Source organism: Streptomyces sp. MST-110588, assembly GCF_022695595.1.
In the GTDB taxonomy this organism is placed as follows: Bacteria; Actinomycetota; Actinomycetes; order Streptomycetales; family Streptomycetaceae; genus Streptomyces.
Genome location: NZ_CP074380.1, coordinates 3,074,128 through 3,091,850, shown reverse-complemented (window position 1 = coordinate 3,091,850; position 17,723 = coordinate 3,074,128). Strand labels below are relative to the sequence as shown.

The 17,723-nt window shown below is 70.6% G+C and carries 18 protein-coding genes; 8 read left to right on the top strand and 10 right to left on the bottom strand.

Annotated elements, in window-relative coordinates; translation table 11 throughout:
• The first annotated feature begins 65 nt into the window (after positions 1-65).
• A complete protein-coding gene (locus KGS77_RS13430) occupies positions 66-884 on the top strand; it encodes an SDR family oxidoreductase (protein WP_242581247.1) in 819 nt (272 codons plus the stop codon).
• A 66-nt stretch (positions 885-950) separates the two neighbouring features.
• On the opposite strand, the gene KGS77_RS13425 is transcribed toward KGS77_RS13430, so the two are convergent.
• Complete coding sequence (locus KGS77_RS13425; protein ID WP_242587454.1) at positions 951-1,709, bottom strand: SIS domain-containing protein; 759 nt, start codon at positions 1,707-1,709, stop codon at positions 951-953.
• Positions 1,710-2,318: 609 nt separating this feature from the next.
• Here KGS77_RS13425 and KGS77_RS13420 point away from each other — a divergent pair.
• Both KGS77_RS13420 and KGS77_RS13415 read left to right on the top strand, forming a co-directional pair.
• A complete protein-coding gene (locus KGS77_RS13420) occupies positions 2,319-3,011 on the top strand; it encodes a metal-dependent transcriptional regulator (RefSeq protein WP_242581245.1) in 693 nt (230 codons plus the stop codon).
• 960 nt (positions 3,012-3,971) lie between these two features.
• Positions 3,972-4,847, top strand: coding sequence for an alpha/beta hydrolase (locus KGS77_RS13415; RefSeq protein WP_242581244.1), 876 nt, complete (start codon positions 3,972-3,974; stop codon positions 4,845-4,847).
• Between the two features lie 138 nt (positions 4,848-4,985).
• Here KGS77_RS13415 and KGS77_RS13410 read toward each other — a convergent pair whose 3' ends face one another.
• Entirely contained in the window at positions 4,986-5,510 is a 525-nt protein-coding gene (locus tag KGS77_RS13410) for a PadR family transcriptional regulator (RefSeq protein ID WP_242581243.1), read from the bottom strand.
• A gap of 69 nt (positions 5,511-5,579) precedes the next feature.
• Here KGS77_RS13410 and KGS77_RS13405 point away from each other — a divergent pair, with 69 nt between their 5' ends.
• Positions 5,580-6,296 carry an isochorismatase family cysteine hydrolase gene (locus KGS77_RS13405; protein WP_242581242.1) on the top strand — a complete coding sequence of 239 codons (717 nt, stop codon included), beginning with the start codon at positions 5,580-5,582 and terminating at the stop codon, positions 6,294-6,296.
• Between the two features lie 57 nt (positions 6,297-6,353).
• On the opposite strand, the gene KGS77_RS13400 is transcribed toward KGS77_RS13405, so the two are convergent.
• A complete protein-coding gene (locus KGS77_RS13400; protein ID WP_242581241.1) occupies positions 6,354-6,794 on the bottom strand; it encodes a hypothetical protein in 441 nt (146 codons plus the stop codon).
• A 159-nt stretch (positions 6,795-6,953) separates the two neighbouring features.
• On the opposite strand from KGS77_RS13400, the gene KGS77_RS13395 reads away from it, so the two are divergent.
• Together KGS77_RS13395 and KGS77_RS13390 are read left to right on the top strand one after the other, a co-directional pair.
• Positions 6,954-8,213 (top strand): histidine kinase, encoded by a 1,260-nt coding sequence (locus tag KGS77_RS13395; RefSeq protein ID WP_242581240.1) that lies wholly within the window; start codon positions 6,954-6,956, stop codon positions 8,211-8,213.
• A complete protein-coding gene (locus KGS77_RS13390; RefSeq protein ID WP_242581239.1) occupies positions 8,198-8,845 on the top strand; it encodes a response regulator transcription factor in 648 nt (215 codons plus the stop codon). The genes KGS77_RS13395 and KGS77_RS13390 overlap by 16 nt, the downstream gene beginning before the upstream one ends.
• 22 nt (positions 8,846-8,867) lie before the next feature.
• Here the strand turns inward: KGS77_RS13390 and KGS77_RS13385 are convergent, their stop codons facing one another.
• The 6 genes from KGS77_RS13385 to KGS77_RS13360 form a co-directional block, all read right to left on the bottom strand.
• Complete coding sequence (locus KGS77_RS13385) at positions 8,868-10,076, bottom strand: methyltransferase domain-containing protein (protein WP_242581238.1); 1,209 nt, start codon at positions 10,074-10,076, stop codon at positions 8,868-8,870.
• A gap of 341 nt (positions 10,077-10,417) precedes the next feature.
• Positions 10,418-10,612 (bottom strand): DUF397 domain-containing protein, encoded by a 195-nt coding sequence (locus tag KGS77_RS13380; RefSeq protein WP_242581237.1) that lies wholly within the window; start codon positions 10,610-10,612, stop codon positions 10,418-10,420.
• 9 nt (positions 10,613-10,621) lie between these two features.
• The gene (locus KGS77_RS13375) at positions 10,622-11,473 is read right to left on the bottom strand and encodes a Scr1 family TA system antitoxin-like transcriptional regulator (RefSeq protein ID WP_242581235.1); all 852 of its coding nucleotides are present in this window, start codon (positions 11,471-11,473) and stop codon (positions 10,622-10,624) included.
• 721 nt (positions 11,474-12,194) lie between these two features.
• Positions 12,195-12,773 carry a GerMN domain-containing protein gene (locus tag KGS77_RS13370; protein ID WP_242581232.1) on the bottom strand — a complete coding sequence of 193 codons (579 nt, stop codon included), beginning with the start codon at positions 12,771-12,773 and terminating at the stop codon, positions 12,195-12,197.
• Positions 12,770-14,236 (bottom strand): HAMP domain-containing sensor histidine kinase, encoded by a 1,467-nt coding sequence (locus KGS77_RS13365; RefSeq protein ID WP_242581231.1) that lies wholly within the window; start codon positions 14,234-14,236, stop codon positions 12,770-12,772. Before KGS77_RS13365 ends, KGS77_RS13370 begins: the two co-directional genes overlap by 4 nt.
• Positions 14,233-14,937, bottom strand: coding sequence for a response regulator transcription factor (locus tag KGS77_RS13360; protein WP_242581230.1), 705 nt, complete (start codon positions 14,935-14,937; stop codon positions 14,233-14,235). The genes KGS77_RS13365 and KGS77_RS13360 overlap by 4 nt, the downstream gene beginning before the upstream one ends.
• A 142-nt stretch (positions 14,938-15,079) precedes the next feature.
• Here KGS77_RS13360 and KGS77_RS13355 point away from each other — a divergent pair, with 142 nt between their 5' ends.
• Positions 15,080-15,901 (top strand): SGNH/GDSL hydrolase family protein, encoded by an 822-nt coding sequence (locus tag KGS77_RS13355; RefSeq protein WP_242581229.1) that lies wholly within the window; start codon positions 15,080-15,082, stop codon positions 15,899-15,901.
• Between the two features lie 140 nt (positions 15,902-16,041).
• Positions 16,042-17,292, top strand: a complete 1,251-nt coding sequence (locus KGS77_RS13350) for an acyltransferase (RefSeq protein ID WP_242581228.1) — start codon at positions 16,042-16,044, stop codon at positions 17,290-17,292.
• A 67-nt stretch (positions 17,293-17,359) separates the two neighbouring features.
• On the opposite strand, the gene KGS77_RS13345 is transcribed toward KGS77_RS13350, so the two are convergent.
• Entirely contained in the window at positions 17,360-17,689 is a 330-nt protein-coding gene (locus KGS77_RS13345; RefSeq protein ID WP_242581227.1) for a hypothetical protein, read from the bottom strand.
• Positions 17,690-17,723: the final 34 nt, after the last annotated feature.

The following is a 17,723-nucleotide window of genomic DNA, read 5'->3' as shown; positions in this document are numbered from 1 at the left end:
GCCGTGCCGAGCAGCGCGTCCGGTTTCCGCCGGTCATCCGTACGGCCGACGCCGAAGCTGGACGCATGAACGAGATCGAGAACAACGAGACCACCGGCATCAACGGCAAAAGCACGGACGGCGCCGGCACCCGCTCCCGCTCCGGCTCCGGCGTCGCGGGCAAGGCCGCGCTCGTCACCGGCGGCAGCCGGGGCATCGGCGCGGCGATCGCCCGGCGGCTGGCCGAGGAAGGCGCCGATGTGGCACTGACGTACGAGCACCGCGCCGACCGCGCCGCAGCCGTGGTGGCGGACATCGAGGCCATGGGGCGCCGGGCGCTGGCGATCCAGGCCGACAGCGGCGACGCGACCGCCGTCCCGGCCGCTGTCGAGAAGACCGCCGAGGCCCTCGGCGGGCTCGACATCCTCATCAACAATGCGGGGCTGTTCGTCGTCGGGCCGGTCGAGGACCTGGGGGCGGCCGAGATCGACCGCGCGCTCGCGGTGAACGTCCGCGCGCCGTACCTGGCCGCTCGCGCCGCGGTCCCTCATATGCGCGAGGGCGGCCGGATCATCAGCATCGGCAGCAACGTTGCCGGACGCACGGTTTTCCCGGGATTCACCCTCTACGCGATGACCAAGACCGCCCTGATCGGCATGACCAAGGGGCTGGCCCGTGACCTGGGGCCGCGCGGCATCACCGTCAACCTCGTCCACCCGGGGCCGACGGACACCGACGCCAACCCCGCCGACGGCTCGAACGCGGACGCGATACGCGGTCTGACCGTCCTGGGCCGCTACGCCGCCCCGGACGACATCGCGGCCACCGTCGCCCACCTGGCCGGCACCGGCGGCCGGTACGTCACCGGCGCGGCCATCGACGTCGACGGCGGCTTCAACGTATGACCGTCCGGCCGTGTGCACGTCTGGTGGCCGGGCCGTGAGACGTGCCGGCGGCCGAACCGGGTGCGCCTACCGCCGGTAGAAGATCCGGTCGGCGTACTCGCTCATCACCCGGCCGTTCCACTCGTGCCCGCCGTCGACGTTCCCCGAGCGCAGCAGCGGCGGGTCGATGCCGCGTTCGGCGAGCGCGCCGGCGGCCGTGGCCACGACGGCCTGCATGATCGCGCTGGTGACGACCGTGGAGGCGGGGGCGAAGGCTCCGTCGACGCCCGGGAAGGTCAACTCCGCGTCCCCGACCGGGACCTTGCTGTCCAGGACGATGTCGCAGTGGTCCTTCAGGTGCGTACCGGAGACGTGCCGTGACCGGGTCTCCTCGGCGTACGCCACCGAGGTCACACCGATCACCTTGATACCGAGTGCCCGCGCGTTCATGGCCATCTCCACCGGCAGGGAGTTGCGCCCGGACAGGGAGACGATCACGAGCACATCGCCGCGCTCCAGCGGACTGGTGTCCAGCACGGCCCCGGCCAGCCCGTCCACCCGTTCGAGCGCGCTGCCGAGCGTGGCGGGCCGTACGTCCACACCGGTCACTCCCGGCACGGACAGCAGGTTCAGTACGGCCAGGCCGCCGGCGCGGTAGACGGTGTCCTGGGCGGGGAGGGAGGAGTGGCCGGCACCGAAGGCGAAGACGCGGCCCCCGGAGGCCACGGTGTCGGCGATCAGCGCGCCGGCCGCGACGATGTGCTCGTCCTCCTCGTCGCGGACCTGGCGCAGCAGGTCGATCGCGGCATCGAAGTACTGCCCGGCCAGCCGGTCGCTTCCGCCCATCGCCGCGGGCCCCTCTCGTCGCTTCGTCACTTCGTCACTTCGGGTCGTTCGTTCTGCTTCGCTCGTCGTCGTCCTGCATACCGGATACCGGCGTACGGGTCTGCCGGTGTCGCCGTTGCACGGGTCCACCGATGCACGGGGCCACCGACGCACGGGGCTGCCGGTGCACGGAGCCGCCGGTGCACGGACTCATCGGCGTACGAGGCAACGGTGCACGGAGGCAACGGTGCACGCGGGCAGCGGTGCACCTGCGTACCGCGTATCGCGTGTGCGTGCCGTATGTGCGCGCTGCGCCCGGGCCGGTGCGTCCGGAGCCGTCCGATGTCCGTGGCGCGGATCACGTTGCGGTGTGAACCACTTCCCTGTCAATACGAGCGCACCGATACGGAGGGGGAGGAGGGGCGAAGAGGGCGGAGGGGCGGTACGGCGGTGCGGTGCCCGTACGGCGCCGGGACGGCGTTCGTCCGTGCTCGGGGCGGTACGCGGGCGTCCGTCCGGCCGCCCGTGCGACTGTTCGAGCGGTGCGGTGGACGTCGGGACGGCACCGTTGTCAGTGGGATGCGTCAGAATTGAGGTCAGGGCCACCGCACGACACATCGAGGGGCACGCATGTCCGGACTGATCGACACCACGGAGATGTATCTCCGCACCATCCTCGAACTGGAGGAGGAAGGTGTGGTGCCCATGCGCGCCCGGATCGCCGAGCGGCTGGAACAGAGCGGCCCGACGGTCAGCCAGACGGTGGCGCGCATGGAGCGCGACGGCCTGCTGACCGTCGCGGGCGACCGTCATCTGGAGCTGACGGAGGAAGGGCGGCGGCTGGCGACGCGCGTCATGCGCAAGCACCGCCTCGCCGAGTGCCTGCTGGTCGATGTGATCGGGCTGGAGTGGGAGCATGTGCACGCCGAGGCGTGCCGCTGGGAGCACGTGATGAGCGAGGCGGTCGAGCGGCGCGTGGTGGAGCTGCTGCGCCACCCGACGGAGTCGCCGTACGGCAATCCCATCCCGGGCCTGGAGGAGCTGGGTGAGAAGGCCGAGCCGGACCCGTTCCTCGACGACGGGATGGTGAGCCTGATGGAGCTGGACGCCGGCTCCGACGGCAAGACGGTCGTGGTGCGCAGGATCGGCGAGCCGATCCAGGCGGACGCCCAGCTCATGTACACGCTGCGGCGCGCCGGGGTGCAGCCGGGCGCGGTGGTGAGCGTGACGGAGTCGCCGGCCGGGGTGCTCATCGGCAGCAGCGGCGAGGCGGCCGAGCTCCAGTCGGAGATCGCCTCGCACGTCTTCGTGGCCAAGCGCTGAGCTTGCCGCCCGGGGCCGCGGAACCTGCCTTCCGGGTTCTCCCGGCTTCTCACGGGTTCCGCTCCCGGGCTCTGCGGCCTTACGGAGGAGCCGGGACCTCCGGGCCGTCCGGCGCTTCCCGGCTGTCCGGTGCTTCCCGGCCGTCCGGCGCTTTTGGGCTGCTCGGCTCCGCCGGGGTCCCTCGGCGCCTCCGGGTCGGCCGGAGCCGCCGGGGCGCGCAGCCGCCGTTCGGCCGCTGACCTGTGACGTCGCCCGGCCCTCCCGGCCCGCGATCCGCCGGTTCCCAACGGAGTTGGCGGAATCCGAGCGGTGCGGCCGGTGCCGTGTCAGGCTGGCGCTGACACCTGCCCGCGCGGGCGCCGTCGGCGTGGGACGTGTCGTGCTGAGGGCTTGGGCCCGGCGGCTGGGGGCGTACGAGGCACCGCGGTCTGCCGCCGTCTCCCGGGCCGGGAGGGTTCCACATGAATCCGCCGCATGCACCGCATCTGCCGTATCCACCGCATCCGCCGAACGGACCGCAGCCATCACAGAGGCGGCGTCCGCCATTCAGGCCGTACCCAGATGCGCTGAACGCACCGGGGACGGCGAGCACACCGGACCGGCCCGCACCGCCGAATCCGTCGGCGCCGTCGGCGCCGTCGAAGCCCTTGGGCGGTCTCCGAGGCGGCTCGCGGGTTAGGGCCTTCGACAACGAGGGCCCCGGCGCTGCGAGCAGCCGGGGCCCCGCCTCCCCATGTCCCCCCGCCAAGACCCGGAGCCCCGAGCTCTCAGGGTCTTGCCCCGCGGGCCTTCTTCCCGGTAGGGCCCGCCTCCCGGTAGCTGTCTCCCCTCGGCGCGGCCCGCCAATCCTTGAGCGTGGTCACTCGAACGAGCGGTGTTGAACGTGAAAAGGGTGTATCCGAATACAAGTTCGATAATGTGAGTCGGCTGGGCACGACAGGGATGGGGGTGCCAGGGCATATGGTGCGACGGATCGACGTCATAGGGACCGGCGACATCCGGCTCGCGGCCTGGGAGTTCACCGACCCGCCGAAGAGCGACCGGGGCGGTGACGGTCATGGTGAGCACAGGCCGGGAGTGCTGCTGCTCCACGGCCTCATGGGGCGCGCGTCGCACTGGGCCGACACCGCCCGCTGGCTGGGCGCGCGGCACCGCCCGGTCGCCCTCGACCAGCGCGGACACGGCCGCAGCGAGAAGCCGCCGGAAGGCCCGTACGGCCGCGAGGCATACATCGCCGACGGCATCGCCGCCATCGAACAGCTCCATATGGCACCGGCCGCGCTCATCGGCCACTCCATGGGCGCACTGACCGCCTGGCAACTGGCCGCCCGCCGACCGGACCTGGTCAGTGCCCTGGTCATCTGCGACATGCGCGCCTCCGCCCTGGGCGCGGCCTCGCAGCGGGAGTGGGCGGACTGGTTCCGTTCCTGGCCGGTCCCCTTCGCCACGCTCGCCGACGTCCGCCGGTGGTTCGGGGAGGACGATCCGACCCTGGAACGCCCCAGGCCCGCCCGCGGCGAGTTCTTCGCCGAGATCATGGCGGAGCGCGCCGACGGCTGGCGCCCGGTCTTCTCGCGCCGTCGGATGCTCACCGTCCGCGAGACCTGGGTCCACGACGCCCACTGGGAGGAACTCGCCCAGGTCCGGTGCCCCACGCTCGTGGTGCGCGGCCTGGACGGTGAACTGGGGCGCGCCGAGGCCCAGGAGATGGTCCGGGTGCTGCCCCGGGGCGCCTACGCCGAGATCCCCGACGCGGGTCACTGGCTCCCTTGGGAGCAACCGGACGCCTGGCGCCGCGCGGTCGAGCCCTTCCTCCACACGGCCGTCCCCGCCTGAACCGTCCTGGTCCGGCCGTCCTGATCCGGCCGTCCTGGTCCGGCCGTCCCGGTCCGGCCGTCCCGGTCCGCCGTGTCCGCCCGCGCCCTTCCGGTCCTGTTACGCCCTTCCGGCCCTGTTACGAACCGGGCCCACCGCTCAGTCCTGCGTGTCCCTCAGCATGTCCCTGAGCCAGGAGCGCTCCGCACGGCCGGTCGCACGGGCGATCAGGAGCATGCCGCGGCGGTACGGGTCGTCCATGTCCTCGGCGCTCAACAGGCGGTCGCCGTCGTAGAAGAAGCTCGCCCGCTGCTCCAGGAACTCCAGCCGCCGGCGCAGCACCGCCTGCCGTTCGGCGGCATCGGGGAGCAGGGAGAGGAAGGCCAGCACCGTGAAGAACCGGGTGCCGTCGCTGATGTCCAGCTCGTCGGGCGTACGGAGCCGGCGCAGCAGCTCGGCGTGGCCGTTGGGCGTCAGGCGCAGGGTGTGCCGCTGGGCACCCGAGGCGCCCGGTTCGGTCCACCGGTCCAACAGCCCGGCCTTGACCAGGCGGTTGATGGCCGGATAGAGGCTGCCGTCGCTGACCGGCCGGTTGTGTCCGGACAAGTCGGCGATGCGGCGGCGCAGTTGGTAGCCGTGTAGCGGCCCGTCGGCCAGGAATCCCAGGATCGCGAGCTCCAGCATGCTGCTAGTCTCGCACATCGAATCGAGGTACCTCGAAGCGAGGTATGCCGTACGGTCCTGAGGAGTGGAATGAACTACACCGAGGAGTGGGTGACCGCGCGGGCACGCGAGGCGTACGAGTACGGCCGGGCGTCCTTCGCGATCCGCCCCGAACGCTCGGCCCTGCTGGTCATCGACATGCAGGACGAATTCGTCCGCCCGCAGTGGAGCCCGTACTGGGTACCGGCGGCGACCCGGATGGCGCCACGGCTGCGCCGGCTGGTCGAGACGTGCCGGGCCGCCGGGGTCCCGGTCATCTGGACCATCTTCGACGACACCCACCTCGGATGGGACCGCCCCCGGGCCCTGCGCCACCTCCCGCACGCCGACACCGACTGGCGCCGGCCCGGTCCGGCCGCGGTGTGGGAGCAGATGGGTTACCGCGCCGACGAGGTCCTGATCCGCAAGCCCTCTTACGGCGCGTTCTACGACACCCCGCTCGACACGGTCCTGCGCAACCTCGGCCGCGACACGGTCCTCATCAGCGGGACACTCACCAACTACTGCTGCGGCACCACGGCCCGGCAGGCGTACGAGCGCGGCTATCACGTCGTCTTCGGGGCGGACGTCACGGCCACCGACGACGAGTCCCGCCAGGAACCGGAACTCGCCGTACTGCGCAAGGGCTTCGCCCGCGTCCTGACCGCCGACGAGATCACCCAAGAGATCACCCAAGAGATCGCCCAAGAGATCAGCCATGAGAACACCCACGAGAACACCCCGCGAGGTCACTCAAGAAATCGCTGACGGGTCACCCACCGGAGCGCCCACGAGATCGCTCAGGAGGTCGTGACGTGGCGTGGGTCAGCCCGACTTGGGAAAGGCGGCGCGCAGCGCGGAGCCACGGGTGAGGAACGCGGTCCGGATGACGGGCAGCATGCAGACGACCTGCATCACGGCGTACCACGGCGGGCAGACACCCGGGATCAGATCGACGCCGATGATGGCGATCGGCATGATGACGGCAAGGGCGCTCAGGCGCTCGAAGGCCCGTCGGGAACCCCGGGAAGCGGAGACGGTCACCCGGTGGATCAGCACGGCGACCACCGGCAGCAGGACTGCCCGGACCCACATGAACGTGTTCACCATGTGTCCGCCGACCGCCACCGCGATCACCGTCAGGAGGGCGACGGCGCTGAGCGCGCCGTAAATCTTGATGCTGGTCTTCGCCGCGTCGAAAGCCTCTCGGGTGCGGGGGGTGTCCAGGAGTGCCGTACCGGTCGCGGTGTGCTGGTTGGTTTCCATGCTCACCGACGCTAGGAAGCGCCCGGCCGGCGCGGTATCCGTCTGGGCCCACGGGTGGGTGGGGGTAGCCCCACTCCCCGGCTGACCAGGGCGGCAGCGGGCTCCGCGCGGTGCACAGTGGGAGCACCGAACGGTAGGCGGAGGAGCGGAGGAAGAGCCGTGGGACGGGTGAGTTCCTGGCCGGCGCGCGCCGGCGTGGGGTTTCTACGGGCGTGCATCGTGGTGGTCGTCACCATGCTGGTCCCGGCCGTGTGGGCCGCGGCCGTGGCGCTGGGGATCCGGTGGGGACCGGGTAACCCGTGGTCGTGGGTGGCACCGTTCGTACTGGTGTGCGTGGGCACGCTCGCCCTGTCCCGCCCGGTCTGCCGGATGTTCCGCCTCCTGGTCGTACGGTGGACCGCCACCGTCGTTCCCGCCGGGTACCGGAAGGCCGGACCGGTGACGCGGATGTCCACCGGGTACTGGTGGAACGGCTTCTCCTACGAGCGCACCCGCCGGGACGCCCTGCTGGACCAAAGATGGCGGGTCCGGTGGCGTGACCCCGCCAACTGGCGCGACCTGCGGTTCACGGTGATCGCCCCGCTCACCGCGGGTGTGGCTGCCTCCGTTCCGCCGGCCGGGGTCGCGGTGGCGGTCTTGGGACTGGCCCAGCCGGCGCTGCCGCTGCGCCTCGCCGGGGTGTTCGGCCTGGCGGTGGCGATCGCCACCGCCCCGTACGCCTGGCGGTGCGCCGAGCCGGTGGCTGTCCGTTTCCTGGGTCCGTCGGCCACGATGGCGCTGGCGGACCGGGTGGAGGAGCTGACGGCCCAGCGCGCGGACACCACGGTCGCACAGGCCGCCGAGATCCGCCGGATCGAACGGGACCTGCACGACGGGGCGCAGGCCCGCCTGGTCGCCCTCGGGCTCTCTTTGGCGACCGCCGAGAAACTGATGGAAACCGACCCTGACCGGGCCAGGACGCTGATGCGGGAAGCGCGGAGCGGCGCCGCCACGTCACTGACCGAGCTGCGCGAACTGGTCCAGGGCATCAACCCGCCGGTGCTCAGCGAGCGCGGGCTCATCGACGCCGTACGCGCTCTCGCCCTGGACAGCCCGCTCGAAGCGACCGTCAGCGCCGACGCACAGCTACACCTGGACCCGCCGATCGAGTCCGCCGTGTACTTCGGCATCGCCGAGCTGCTGACCAACGCGGTCAAGCACGCCCACGCCACCCGGGCGCGGATCTCCATCGCCCGGGACGACACCGGCATCGTGGTGGAGGTCGAGGACGACGGCCGGGGCGGGGCCGGCCTGCGGGCCGGCGGTGGGCTTGAGGGCCTGTGCCGCCGCCTGGCGGTCTTCGACGGCACGGTGGAGATCACCAGTCCGGCAGGCGGTCCGACCCGCGTGGAGATGATGGTGCCATGCGAATCGTTGTAGCCGAAGACCTCTACCTCCTTCGTGAGGGGATGGTCCGCCTCATCGAGGCGTACGGACACCAGGTGGTGGCGACGGCGGCCACCGGGCCCGAGACGCTCGACGCGCTGCTGAAATGGCGGCCGGACACCGCCGTCGTCGACGTCCGCATGCCGCCGACCCAGTCGGACGAGGGCCTGCGGGCAGCCCTGGCCGCCCGCAGGGAACTGCCCGGACTGCCGGTGCTGATCCTGTCCCAGCACGTCGAGCAGTTGTACGCTCGCGAACTCCTGGCCGACGGCGCCGGGGGCATCGGCTACCTCCTCAAGGAGAGCGTGTTCGAGGCCGATCAGTTCATCGGCGCTCTGGAACGCGTCGCCGACGGCGGTACCGCCATGGATCCGGCCGTCATCGCCAAGCTGCTCTCCAGCGGGCCCTCCAACCGCCGACTGGAAGGGCTCACCGAACGCGAGCACTCCGTGCTCGGCCTCATGGCCGAGGGACTGTCCAATCAGGCCATCGGCCGACGCCTCTTCCTCAGCGAGAGCGCCATCAGCAAATACACCACCTCCATGTTCAACAAACTCGGCATCACCGACGACGACAACAGCAACCGCCGCGTCCTCGCCGTCCTCACCTACCTGAACAGGCCCTGAACTGCTCCGGGGCAGGTCAGGGTCATTTGAGCGTGGTGACGGCACTGACGGGGTTGTCGGGGGTGTCGAGCCACACGGTTTCGCCGCAGCGGTCGACCGTGACGCCGAACCGGGTGACCTCCGGCCGGCCGGCACCGCGCCACCATGCGGCGGCGTCGGCGAGGTCGGCCACCAGGTCACGCGGTCCGTACGCCTTCACTCGGTACGTGCCATCCGCTCGCTGCCGGGCGGCGGCCCATGATGAGACGTCTGGCGACGAGAGCCACCATGTCCCGTCGTCGTTCCTGCTCGCCCGGAGGTCCGGGCGGCGCATGGACACGGCGAACAGACCGGCGTGCTCGCGATCGTTGCCGAGGTCGCGGTCGCGGCCGAGGCCAATGTCGAGGCTGAGGTCGAGGTCAGCCTCGATCGTGGTCGTCTTCGCCTCGCCCCATGTCGACGTACGCAGGGCAGCCACAGCGTCAGTGACCGGCTCTTGCCCTCGCAGGGGCATGAAATCAACCAGATCGACGAAGTGACCTGACACCGTGCCGTGCCTGGTGTCCCGCAGAAACAGCAGCCCGTCCGGGCCCGTGGTCGTGTGGCGTGGGACGAGGATCGCGCCCCCGTCGTCGAGTCGTTCCACCCATGAGTACGGCACGTGCGTGGTGGAAGCCGTGGCGATGATGCGGTCGTACGGCCCGGCCTGCGGGGGGAGGTGCGCGCCGTCGTCATGGTGAACCTGCGGGTGGTAGCCGATCGCCCGCAGGGCAACACGGGCACGAGCCGCGAGAGCGCCGTCGATCTCGACGGTGTCGACAAGGTCGGACCCGACGAGCTCGCACAACAGCGCGGCGTTGTACCCCGATCCCGTGCCTACCTCCAGCACCCTGTGTGTGCCGTCGAGGGCGAGGTGTCCCAGCATGCCGAGAACGACGGCCGGGGCCGATATGGAGGAGCTGAACCGGCCGGCAGCGGGACCGGACGCAGGGGTGAGACTGCCGTCCATCTGCGTGATGAGAGGGTGCCGCGCGTCGTACACGGCGCGCGCCCACGCGTCTGGGTCCTCGCTGAGGTCGAGGACGGGGCACAGCCCGTCGTCCCCCACCTCGGGCCACCACACCTGATCGGGAGTGAAAACTTCACGAGGGACGATCGAAAAGGCGAGGCGTAACCAGCCACTAGGAAAGGCGCCGCACCTGGCGAGTTCCTCGGTGCAACGTTGCTTGTAAGGCTCCAGGTGCGGGATCATGGGCGTCTATTTCGGGTCGCCGGTGCCCTCGTCCGAGCCGTTGTCGTCGTTTCCGTTGCCACCACTCATGTGACGTACCTCCGTGCCGGTGGAGTCCCTCCCCCCAACCTGGTAGGGATAAAAAGGGAAGGGGCCTTCACGGAACCCTCATGCCATGCGGCAGTGAGAGACACGCGCCGAACCGTGCATCTGCGGGATGCGGTTTCGGAACGGCGACGCACGGAGAACGTAGCGCGGCAACTGAAGCGTTGCAAGCGTGTTCCGGAAACCGAATAAAAGTGGTTACGGGAATGCCCCCTCGCGAGTGCCGCGAGGGGCTGCTGAACGCTCTAGAGGGTGAGCTATTCGATCGGCAGATCGAATTTTCCGGCCTGTGTGCTGGCGAGCAGGGCGCGCAGGGGGGCGGACGCGGTCGTGAGGATCACGTTCGGATCATCGCTCTCGCGTATGGCGAGTGCGCCATCGAGGAGTCCAATTTCTATGCACTCGTCCCGTTCGCTGGAGAACGATGACTTTTGCCAGTTGACGCTACTCATTCCGGGTCCTCACAGTTGTTTAGCGATTGCTCGAATGAAGTCCTGCGACGCTCTCGGGTCGCTGGCGACTTTCATGATGCGCTGTGTGATGCGTCGGTAATTTTCGAGGTGGGTCTCGGCGTCCAGCATCATGGAGCCGTGCGGCGTGTCCAATGAGACTGTATCCAGTTTCCGTACTGGGCCCGTCGCGTAAGTCATCGAGCTGTGTGCGCCCGGGAAGCCTCCTGCTGAAAACGGGATGACCCGCAGGGTTACCCCGTCTTGCTCGCTAACGTCGAGAAGTCGTTGGAGCTGTCGTTTCTGGCCTTCTTGGTCCGCATGTAGCATCCTGAGTGCGCACTCGTGGATTATGAAGGTGCAGTCTGTCGGCTCTTTGCGCTCCATGACGCATTTCCGGCGCATTCGGTAAGAGACTCGTCGGGCAATCTCGGTCGCGCTCAGCTCAGGGACGGCCCGTGAAAACAGGGCTCGCGCGTACTCCTCGGTCTGGAGCAGGCCAGGGATGAACACGACCTGAACCACGGTGAGGCTGCGGGCGTGGTGCTCCAGCTCGGCAATGTCCAGGGCTGACGTGGACAGTACCCCTCGGTACTCCGCCCACCATCCGGTGCCGCGCTCAACTGCCATGGCTGCCAGAGCGTCAACGTACGCCGCGTCATCACACGAGTAGATAGCGGCCAGGGCCCGGACTCGCTCCGCGCTGACGCCCACCCGCCCCGCCTCGATGTTGCTGATCCGCGTGCGATCGGCGCCGAGTTCCTGCCCGGCCTCCCCGACGTTCAGCCCGGCGTGCTCCCGCATCTTGCGCAGCTCGGCGCCGAGCCGTTGTTGTCGCGCGGTTGGAGCGGCGCGAGGCGGCATTCGTTCCTCCTGCTGGGTGAGTGTGTGCCCAGTCTCCCGCCGGGGCGCCTCACAGGTCTACCAGGGACACGCTTTTTACGGAACAGGTAGCAAACGTTTCCCCACTTCCTCTATGGTGCCTATCAGTACCGCGCAGCACTCCGTAATCCCGAAGTGCAGCCGCACGCACGGCAGTTCGACCGTGCGCGCGGCCAGTGCCACGGTAGGTTCGCAGCGCGCACGAACTGCGTTGGGAGGCAGTTGTGACCCCCGCACCACCGAAGCCCTTGCCCGTACTTCAGAAGTTTCGGATCAGTGTCCCGAGTACGGACATAGCTCCCAAATGCGCCCGTGACCTAGTGGTTTGCCTCCTCCGTAACACCGGTCACCATGACGTCGCCGACACGGCGAAGCTGTTGGTGAGTGAGCTGGTGACCAACGCCCACCAACACACAACCACTCCCGTTGTCCACATGGATGTGACGGTGGAGCCGACCCGGATCCACGTTGCGGTCTGGGACGACGCGCCGCGTGAACGGCTGTACGCACGGGACGCACCTGACGCGGCCGAGCACGGCCGTGGCCTGAGCCTTGTGGAAGCGCTCTCCTCAGGGTGGGGCGTGAACTGGGCCGTCGGTCCGTGCGATCTCCAAAAGCGAGTGTGGTTCGCACTCGACGATTCCGCCTCCTAGTTCTCTCGCCGGCGCTGAAGGCGCCACACTGGCGCCCGTCGGCCAGGCCGTCAGGTGGGCGCCAGTGTGACGTTGCCGTTGGGGCCGCAGCGCACCGTCCACGGTTTCGGGGAGCGGAGATTGTTCTCGTGGATGCGGATGTCGACCTGTGTGGGGGGCTTGCCACCGGGTACGTCGGCGTGGGCGGCGGTGCAGGCGAGCTGGCTGACCGCGGTGACGTCGAGCGCGCCGCTGGCGATGGTCACGGGGACGAGGAGGTCGACGGCTCCGTCGGCCGTGGTGGCGGTGAGTCGGCCGCCCATCGGCGGTACCTGGCTGGTCAGGCCGCGTCCGCGTTCGGCGGGGGAGGGGCCCTTCAGGAGGAGTTCGAGGGCCTGCTGGGGACTTGGGGGCCGGTCCACGGGGCGTGAGACGGCGCGGATGCCGTTGGGGCCGGCGAAGTAGAGAAGTACGGAGGGCGTTTCGGCACCGGGCTGCTGGATGCCGGAGGCCGGAGGACCGGCGGTCACGGCGTCGGTGGAGGGGATTCCGCATCCGGCGGCAGCGGCGGCGAAGAAGGCGGTCAGGGCGCTGAGAGCGGTCGCCGTGCGGCGGGGGACGCGCCGGGGCGGGGCCGGGAGGCGTGTCATCGCGGTTCCTGCGGGGCGGTGGCGAGGGGCAGGGTGAGGGTGAAGACGGCGCCGCCGCCGGGGGCGTTGGCCGCGGTCAGGGTGCCGCCGTGCAGATGGGCGTTCTCATAGGCGATGGCCAGTCCCAGGCCGCTGCCTTCCGAGCGGGTGCGGGCGGTCTCGGCCTTGTAGAAGCGTTCGAAGACGTGCGGGAGGACGTCCTCGGGGATGCCGGGGCCGTGGTCGGTGACGGTGATGAGGACCTGGTCGTGTGCGGTGCGGCCGGTGACGGTGACGGGCGGGAGTCCGTGGCGCAGGGCGTTGCCGATGAGGTTGGCCAGGATGACGTCGACGCGGCGGGGGTCGGCGCGTACCGGAAGCGGGACCGGGAGATCGGTGGTGACGCGTGCGTCGCCCTCCCAGCCGCGTAGCTGGAGGGTCTTGGCCACGAGGGTGCGCAGGTCCAGCTCCTCCGCGTGCAGCGGGGCGGCCTTGGCGTCGAAGCGGGAGACCTCCATCAGGTCCTCGACCATGCGGGCGAGGGCGCGGATCTCGTCGCTGACCAGCCGGACGGCGTCGGCGGTGTCCTCGGGCAGGACGCCGGCCGCGGCGTCCTCGTCGAGGACCTCGGTCACGACGGTCATGGCCGCGAGGGGGGTGCGCAGTTCATGGGCGACGTCGGCGGCGAAGCGGCGCGCGCCTGCTTCCATCCGGCGCAGTTCGGTGTCGTCCTTCTGCAGGGTTTCGGCCATCGTGTTGAAGGAGCGGGTCAGGTCGGCGAGTTCGTCATGGCCCTGGGCGTCGAGGCGGGTGCCGAGTTCGCCGGCGGTGATGCGTTCCGCGCCGCCGCGCAGGCGTCGCACCGGGCGCAGGACGCTGCGGGCCGCGAACAGGGCGGGGACGAGGGCGAGGACGAGAGCCGGCACCGCACCGGCCTGGGCCGCGGTGACCAGGGCAGAGATATCGGCCTGCTCGTCGTCGAGAGGGAAGGCGGCGTATACGGCCAGTCCGGAGAGCTTGCCCGCGGTCCCGGGGCGGTGGGCGGCGTAGGCGACGGGCATACCGACGGCCAGCCAGGGGCGGCCGTCGCGGTCGAAGCGCTGATATGCCGCCTGGCTCGTTCGCTGGACGGCTTCGCGGAGGTCTTCGGGCACCGGCGGCGCGCCGGGGGAGGCCGGCACCGGTGTGCTGCCCCGGTACGAGGCGGACGAGCGCCAGGCCCGGGAGCCCCCGGCCCGGTCGAGCTGGCGGGACAGGTCGCGCAGGTCCTCGGTACGGGGCGGGAAGGTCATTCCGGGGGCGAGGGAGTCGAGCTGCATGCGCAGATCGGCGACGGCGGTCTCCTGGGTACGCTCCAGGGTGGACGAGCGGGCCTGGCGGAAAGTGAGGCCCGCGGTGAGCAGTGCGCCGAAGGCGACGGCCAGGAGGACGGCGACGACGAGCCGCACCCGCAGTCCCCTGGGGACGCGGAGCCTGAAGTTCACGGAAGGGGCCCGAATCGGTAGCCGAAGCCGCGCACGGTCTGCACGTACACGGGTTTGCGCGGATCGTCCTCGATCTTGGCGCGCAGCCGCATCACACAGGCGTCGACGAGGCGGACGTCGCCGTAGAAGGAGTGCTCCCAGACCTGTTCCAGGAGCTGGTGGCGGTCGTAGACCTGGCCGGGTGTGGCGCTGAGGAACAGCAGCAGCTTGAGCTCGGAGGGGGCGAGGGCGAGCTCCGTGCCGTGCTTGGCCACCACCAGGGTGGTGCGGTCGACGGTGAGAGCGCCATGGCGCTCCGCCTCCGTCGTCGCGGGCGCGGCGGCCCGGCTGTCCTGGGCGGGCGCGACCCGGCGCAGGACGGCTTTCATCCGGGCTTCGATGATCTCCCCGCTGGCCGGTTTGATGATGTAGTCGTCGGCACCCGCTTCCAGGCCGACGACCATGTCGATCTCGTCATCGCGTGCGGAGAGGATGATGACGGGCACCTGTTTGCTCTCCCGGATCCGGCGGCACACCTCCAGGCCGCTCATCTGCGGCAGCATCAGGTCGAGCAGCACCAGGTCGGGACGGAAGCGCTCCAGGGCGAAGAGGCCGGTCTCGCCGCTCCCCGCGACCTCCACTTCATGGCCGCGACGCTTCAGCGCGAGAGTGACACCTTTCTGCACGGCGGGGTCGTCTTCGACGAGCAGGACTCGTGCCATGGGTGGTGCGCTCTTCTCCGGCTGGACGGCGGTGGCTTTCCTTGACCAGGGTGCTGGAAGTCTATGACGCCCGGTCCCGCGTTCCGTGATGAAACGATGACGACCCGCCCGGGCGGCGGCCCTGCCGGGTTCCGTTGGAGACATGAACAACAAGAACGTTTCCTCCCCGCGCCCCGGGCGCACCGCTCGCCGCACCACCGCACTCGCCGTCACCGCCACCGCGGCCCTGCTCGCCCTCACCGCCTGCGGCGGATCCGGCGACGGCCTCGACACCACCGCGACCGGCGGCCAGAAGAACGGCACGAGCGGCACCAGCGACACGAAGCCGAGCAGGCTGCTGTGGATGGGCGACTCGATCGGCGAGGCCCAGGCCCCCGCCCTCGGCGCGGCGATGAAGGCCGGCCACGCGGAGTTCAAGTCGATGGCCGCGGCCGGCGGCGGCGGTGTCCTGGGGAAGGAACTCTCGGCGAGCACCTGGCAGACCCTCCCGAAGGAACTGAAGTCCTTCAAGCCGGACGTCGTCGCCTACCAGATCACCACCTATGACTGGGGCACCCGGGACGAACAGCGCGCCGCCTACGAACGTCTGGCCAAGACGGTGAACGACGCGGGCGCACAACTCCTCATCGTCTCCGCACCCCCCTTCAAGATCGACGACTTCTACAAGAAGCACGAAGCCGAGATCACCACCGCACCGAAGGCCGCCAAGGAAGTCGCGGACAAGCATCCGGACACGGTCCGCTTCCTCGACGCCTCCGCCCTGTGGGGCTCCGACAGCTCGGCGGCCAAGGCACAGCGCAGCAAGGACGGTATCCACTCCTGCCAGCAGGGTTCGGCCGCGTTCGCCACCTGGTTCGGCGAGCAGCTCAGCAAGCAGTACGGCTTCACCCCGGCCCCGGTGGACCAGTGGGCCACCGGGAAGTGGACCGGCGACAAGACCTACAGCGCGCTCGGCTGCCAGTAGCCCGCCTCCACCGTTGGGGCCACCGCCCTGCCCCAGCCGAACGCTCCCGCGAGGCGGCCCGGGCGATAACCCCAGGCCGCCTCCCCCTCCTGGTGCCGGTCCCGGCCCCTCATCGGCACCCCCCATCTCGTTGGAGACCCATGCCCACGCCGCCGACACCCGCGCGCACCCACCGCCGCGCCCGCACCACGGAGGCCCCGCCGTCCGCCGCACGGCACATCGCGCCGCTGGACGGTCTGCGCGGTCTGGCCGTCCTCGGTGTGCTGTTCTTCCACGCCGGTCACTTCAGCGGCGGCTTCCTCGGTGTCGACCTGTTCTTCGTCCTGTCCGGCTTCCTGATCACCGGGCTGCTGCTGAGAGAGCGGCAGGCCCGCAACGCCCCCCTCGACCTCGTCGCCTTCTGGGGACGGCGTGCCCGCCGACTGCTCCCCGCGCTCGCCGTCACCCTCGCGGGCACCCTGCTCCTCGTCTGGGCGTCCGGCCCGCCGTCCCTGCTGCGGTACGCCCTCGACGACGCGCCGTGGGTGGTGGCGAACCTCGCCAACTGGCACTTCATCACCGACCAGGTGGGGTACTGGAACGCGGCCGACACCCGGGTCTTCGGCCACCTGTGGAGCATCGCCGTCGAGGAGCAGTTCTACCTGGTATGGCCCCTGGCCATCGGCCTCGCGGCCCGTGGCGCCAACGGAGGCAGGCGGGTGGCCGCCGTGGCCGCGGCCGGAGCCGCCGTCTCACTGGCCCTCATGATCGCGTTCACCGGCCCGACCGACACCACACGCGTCTACGAGGGCACCGACACCCGCGCCTTCTCCCTCCTCCTCGGCTCCCTCATGGCCACCCCGCCGGCCGCCCGCCTCCTGGCCCGCGTCGGCGAACGGACGGCCGGCTGGGCAAGTCTGGCCCTGGCGTGCGGTATCGGGACGTACTGGGTCATGGCCGACGGGCAGCACGCCCCCTCCCTGTTCCAGGGCGGTCTCTTCCTCCACGCGCTGGCCGCCGCCCTGCTCATCGCCTTCCTCGCCCGGGCGCCCCGCACCCCGGCCGGCACGGTCCTCGCCGCGCCACCGCTGCGCTGGTTCGGCCGGATCTCCTACAGCCTCTATCTGTGGCACTGGCCCGTCTATCTCCTGCTGAGCGAGGAACGCCTGGGAATGACGGGCTGGAGCCGGACAGCCGTCATCCTCACCGTCTCCGTCACGGCCGCCTGGCTCTCCAAGGCCCTGGTGGAGGACCCGATCCGCTACCGGGCCCGCTGGGCGAAGGGCGGCACCGGCTTCGTCGCCCTGCTGGCCGCCTTCGCCGCCCTGGCGGCCCTGTGGGCCCTGATTCCCCAGCCGCAGACCGGAGCCGGCACCGTCGACATCACCCGCCTCGCCCCGCCCGGCGGGTGACCACGGCCCGGCCGTCCAACTGCCCGATGCCGCTGTCGAGGGTCACCGGACCGAACCCCCGGGCCCGTCATCGCAACTGGGAGCGCGCGGTGGTGGTGATGCGGTCGAACTCGGCTGTGGTGTAGCTGGGGGCGGGCGTGGAGTTGCGCTCCAGGCCCTTGCTGGCCAGCCGCGCCAGGAAGTCCTGCCCTGCACCCTCAGGTGCGAACCGCAGCACCGAGCGCAGCGTCGGCAGTTCCCGGTTCAGGTGCGGCGTGCCCAGACCGGCCATCTGAAAGCTCTCCAGGTGGGCGGCTCGCAGCAGCACCGGCTGTCCCGGCTGTGTACCGTGCGCGTGCGCCCCCTCCGCCAGCGTCGGCAGGCCCGCCAGCACCGGATCGGCCGCGTACCACGACACCTCCCGCCATGGGTCGCACCAATGCACCTGCCAC

What these genes read in the sequence shown, in the direction of transcription:
- KGS77_RS13425 (WP_242587454.1), bottom strand. Translation starts at nt 1,709, where the DNA reads ATGGGCGGAAGCGACCGGCTGGCCGGGCAGTACTTCGATGCCGCGATC.
- KGS77_RS13410 (WP_242581243.1), bottom strand. Translation starts at nt 5,510, where the DNA reads ATGCTGGAGCTCGCGATCCTGGGATTCCTGGCCGACGGGCCGCTACAC.
- KGS77_RS13385 (WP_242581238.1), bottom strand. Translation starts at nt 10,076, where the DNA reads ATGATCCCGCACCTGGAGCCTTACAAGCAACGTTGCACCGAGGAACTC.
- KGS77_RS13375 (WP_242581235.1), bottom strand. Translation starts at nt 11,473, where the DNA reads ATGCCGCCTCGCGCCGCTCCAACCGCGCGACAACAACGGCTCGGCGCC.
- KGS77_RS13400 (WP_242581241.1), bottom strand. Translation starts at nt 6,794, where the DNA reads ATGGAAACCAACCAGCACACCGCGACCGGTACGGCACTCCTGGACACC.
- KGS77_RS13420 (WP_242581245.1), top strand. Translation starts at nt 2,319, where the DNA reads ATGTCCGGACTGATCGACACCACGGAGATGTATCTCCGCACCATCCTC.
- KGS77_RS13405 (WP_242581242.1), top strand. Translation starts at nt 5,580, where the DNA reads ATGAACTACACCGAGGAGTGGGTGACCGCGCGGGCACGCGAGGCGTAC.
- KGS77_RS13360 (WP_242581230.1), bottom strand. Translation starts at nt 14,937, where the DNA reads ATGGCACGAGTCCTGCTCGTCGAAGACGACCCCGCCGTGCAGAAAGGT.
- KGS77_RS13370 (WP_242581232.1), bottom strand. Translation starts at nt 12,773, where the DNA reads ATGACACGCCTCCCGGCCCCGCCCCGGCGCGTCCCCCGCCGCACGGCG.
- KGS77_RS13390 (WP_242581239.1), top strand. Translation starts at nt 8,198, where the DNA reads ATGCGAATCGTTGTAGCCGAAGACCTCTACCTCCTTCGTGAGGGGATG.
- KGS77_RS13415 (WP_242581244.1), top strand. Translation starts at nt 3,972, where the DNA reads ATGGTGCGACGGATCGACGTCATAGGGACCGGCGACATCCGGCTCGCG.
- KGS77_RS13430 (WP_242581247.1), top strand. Translation starts at nt 66, where the DNA reads ATGAACGAGATCGAGAACAACGAGACCACCGGCATCAACGGCAAAAGC.
- KGS77_RS13350 (WP_242581228.1), top strand. Translation starts at nt 16,042, where the DNA reads ATGCCCACGCCGCCGACACCCGCGCGCACCCACCGCCGCGCCCGCACC.
- KGS77_RS13355 (WP_242581229.1), top strand. Translation starts at nt 15,080, where the DNA reads ATGAACAACAAGAACGTTTCCTCCCCGCGCCCCGGGCGCACCGCTCGC.
- KGS77_RS13380 (WP_242581237.1), bottom strand. Translation starts at nt 10,612, where the DNA reads ATGAGTAGCGTCAACTGGCAAAAGTCATCGTTCTCCAGCGAACGGGAC.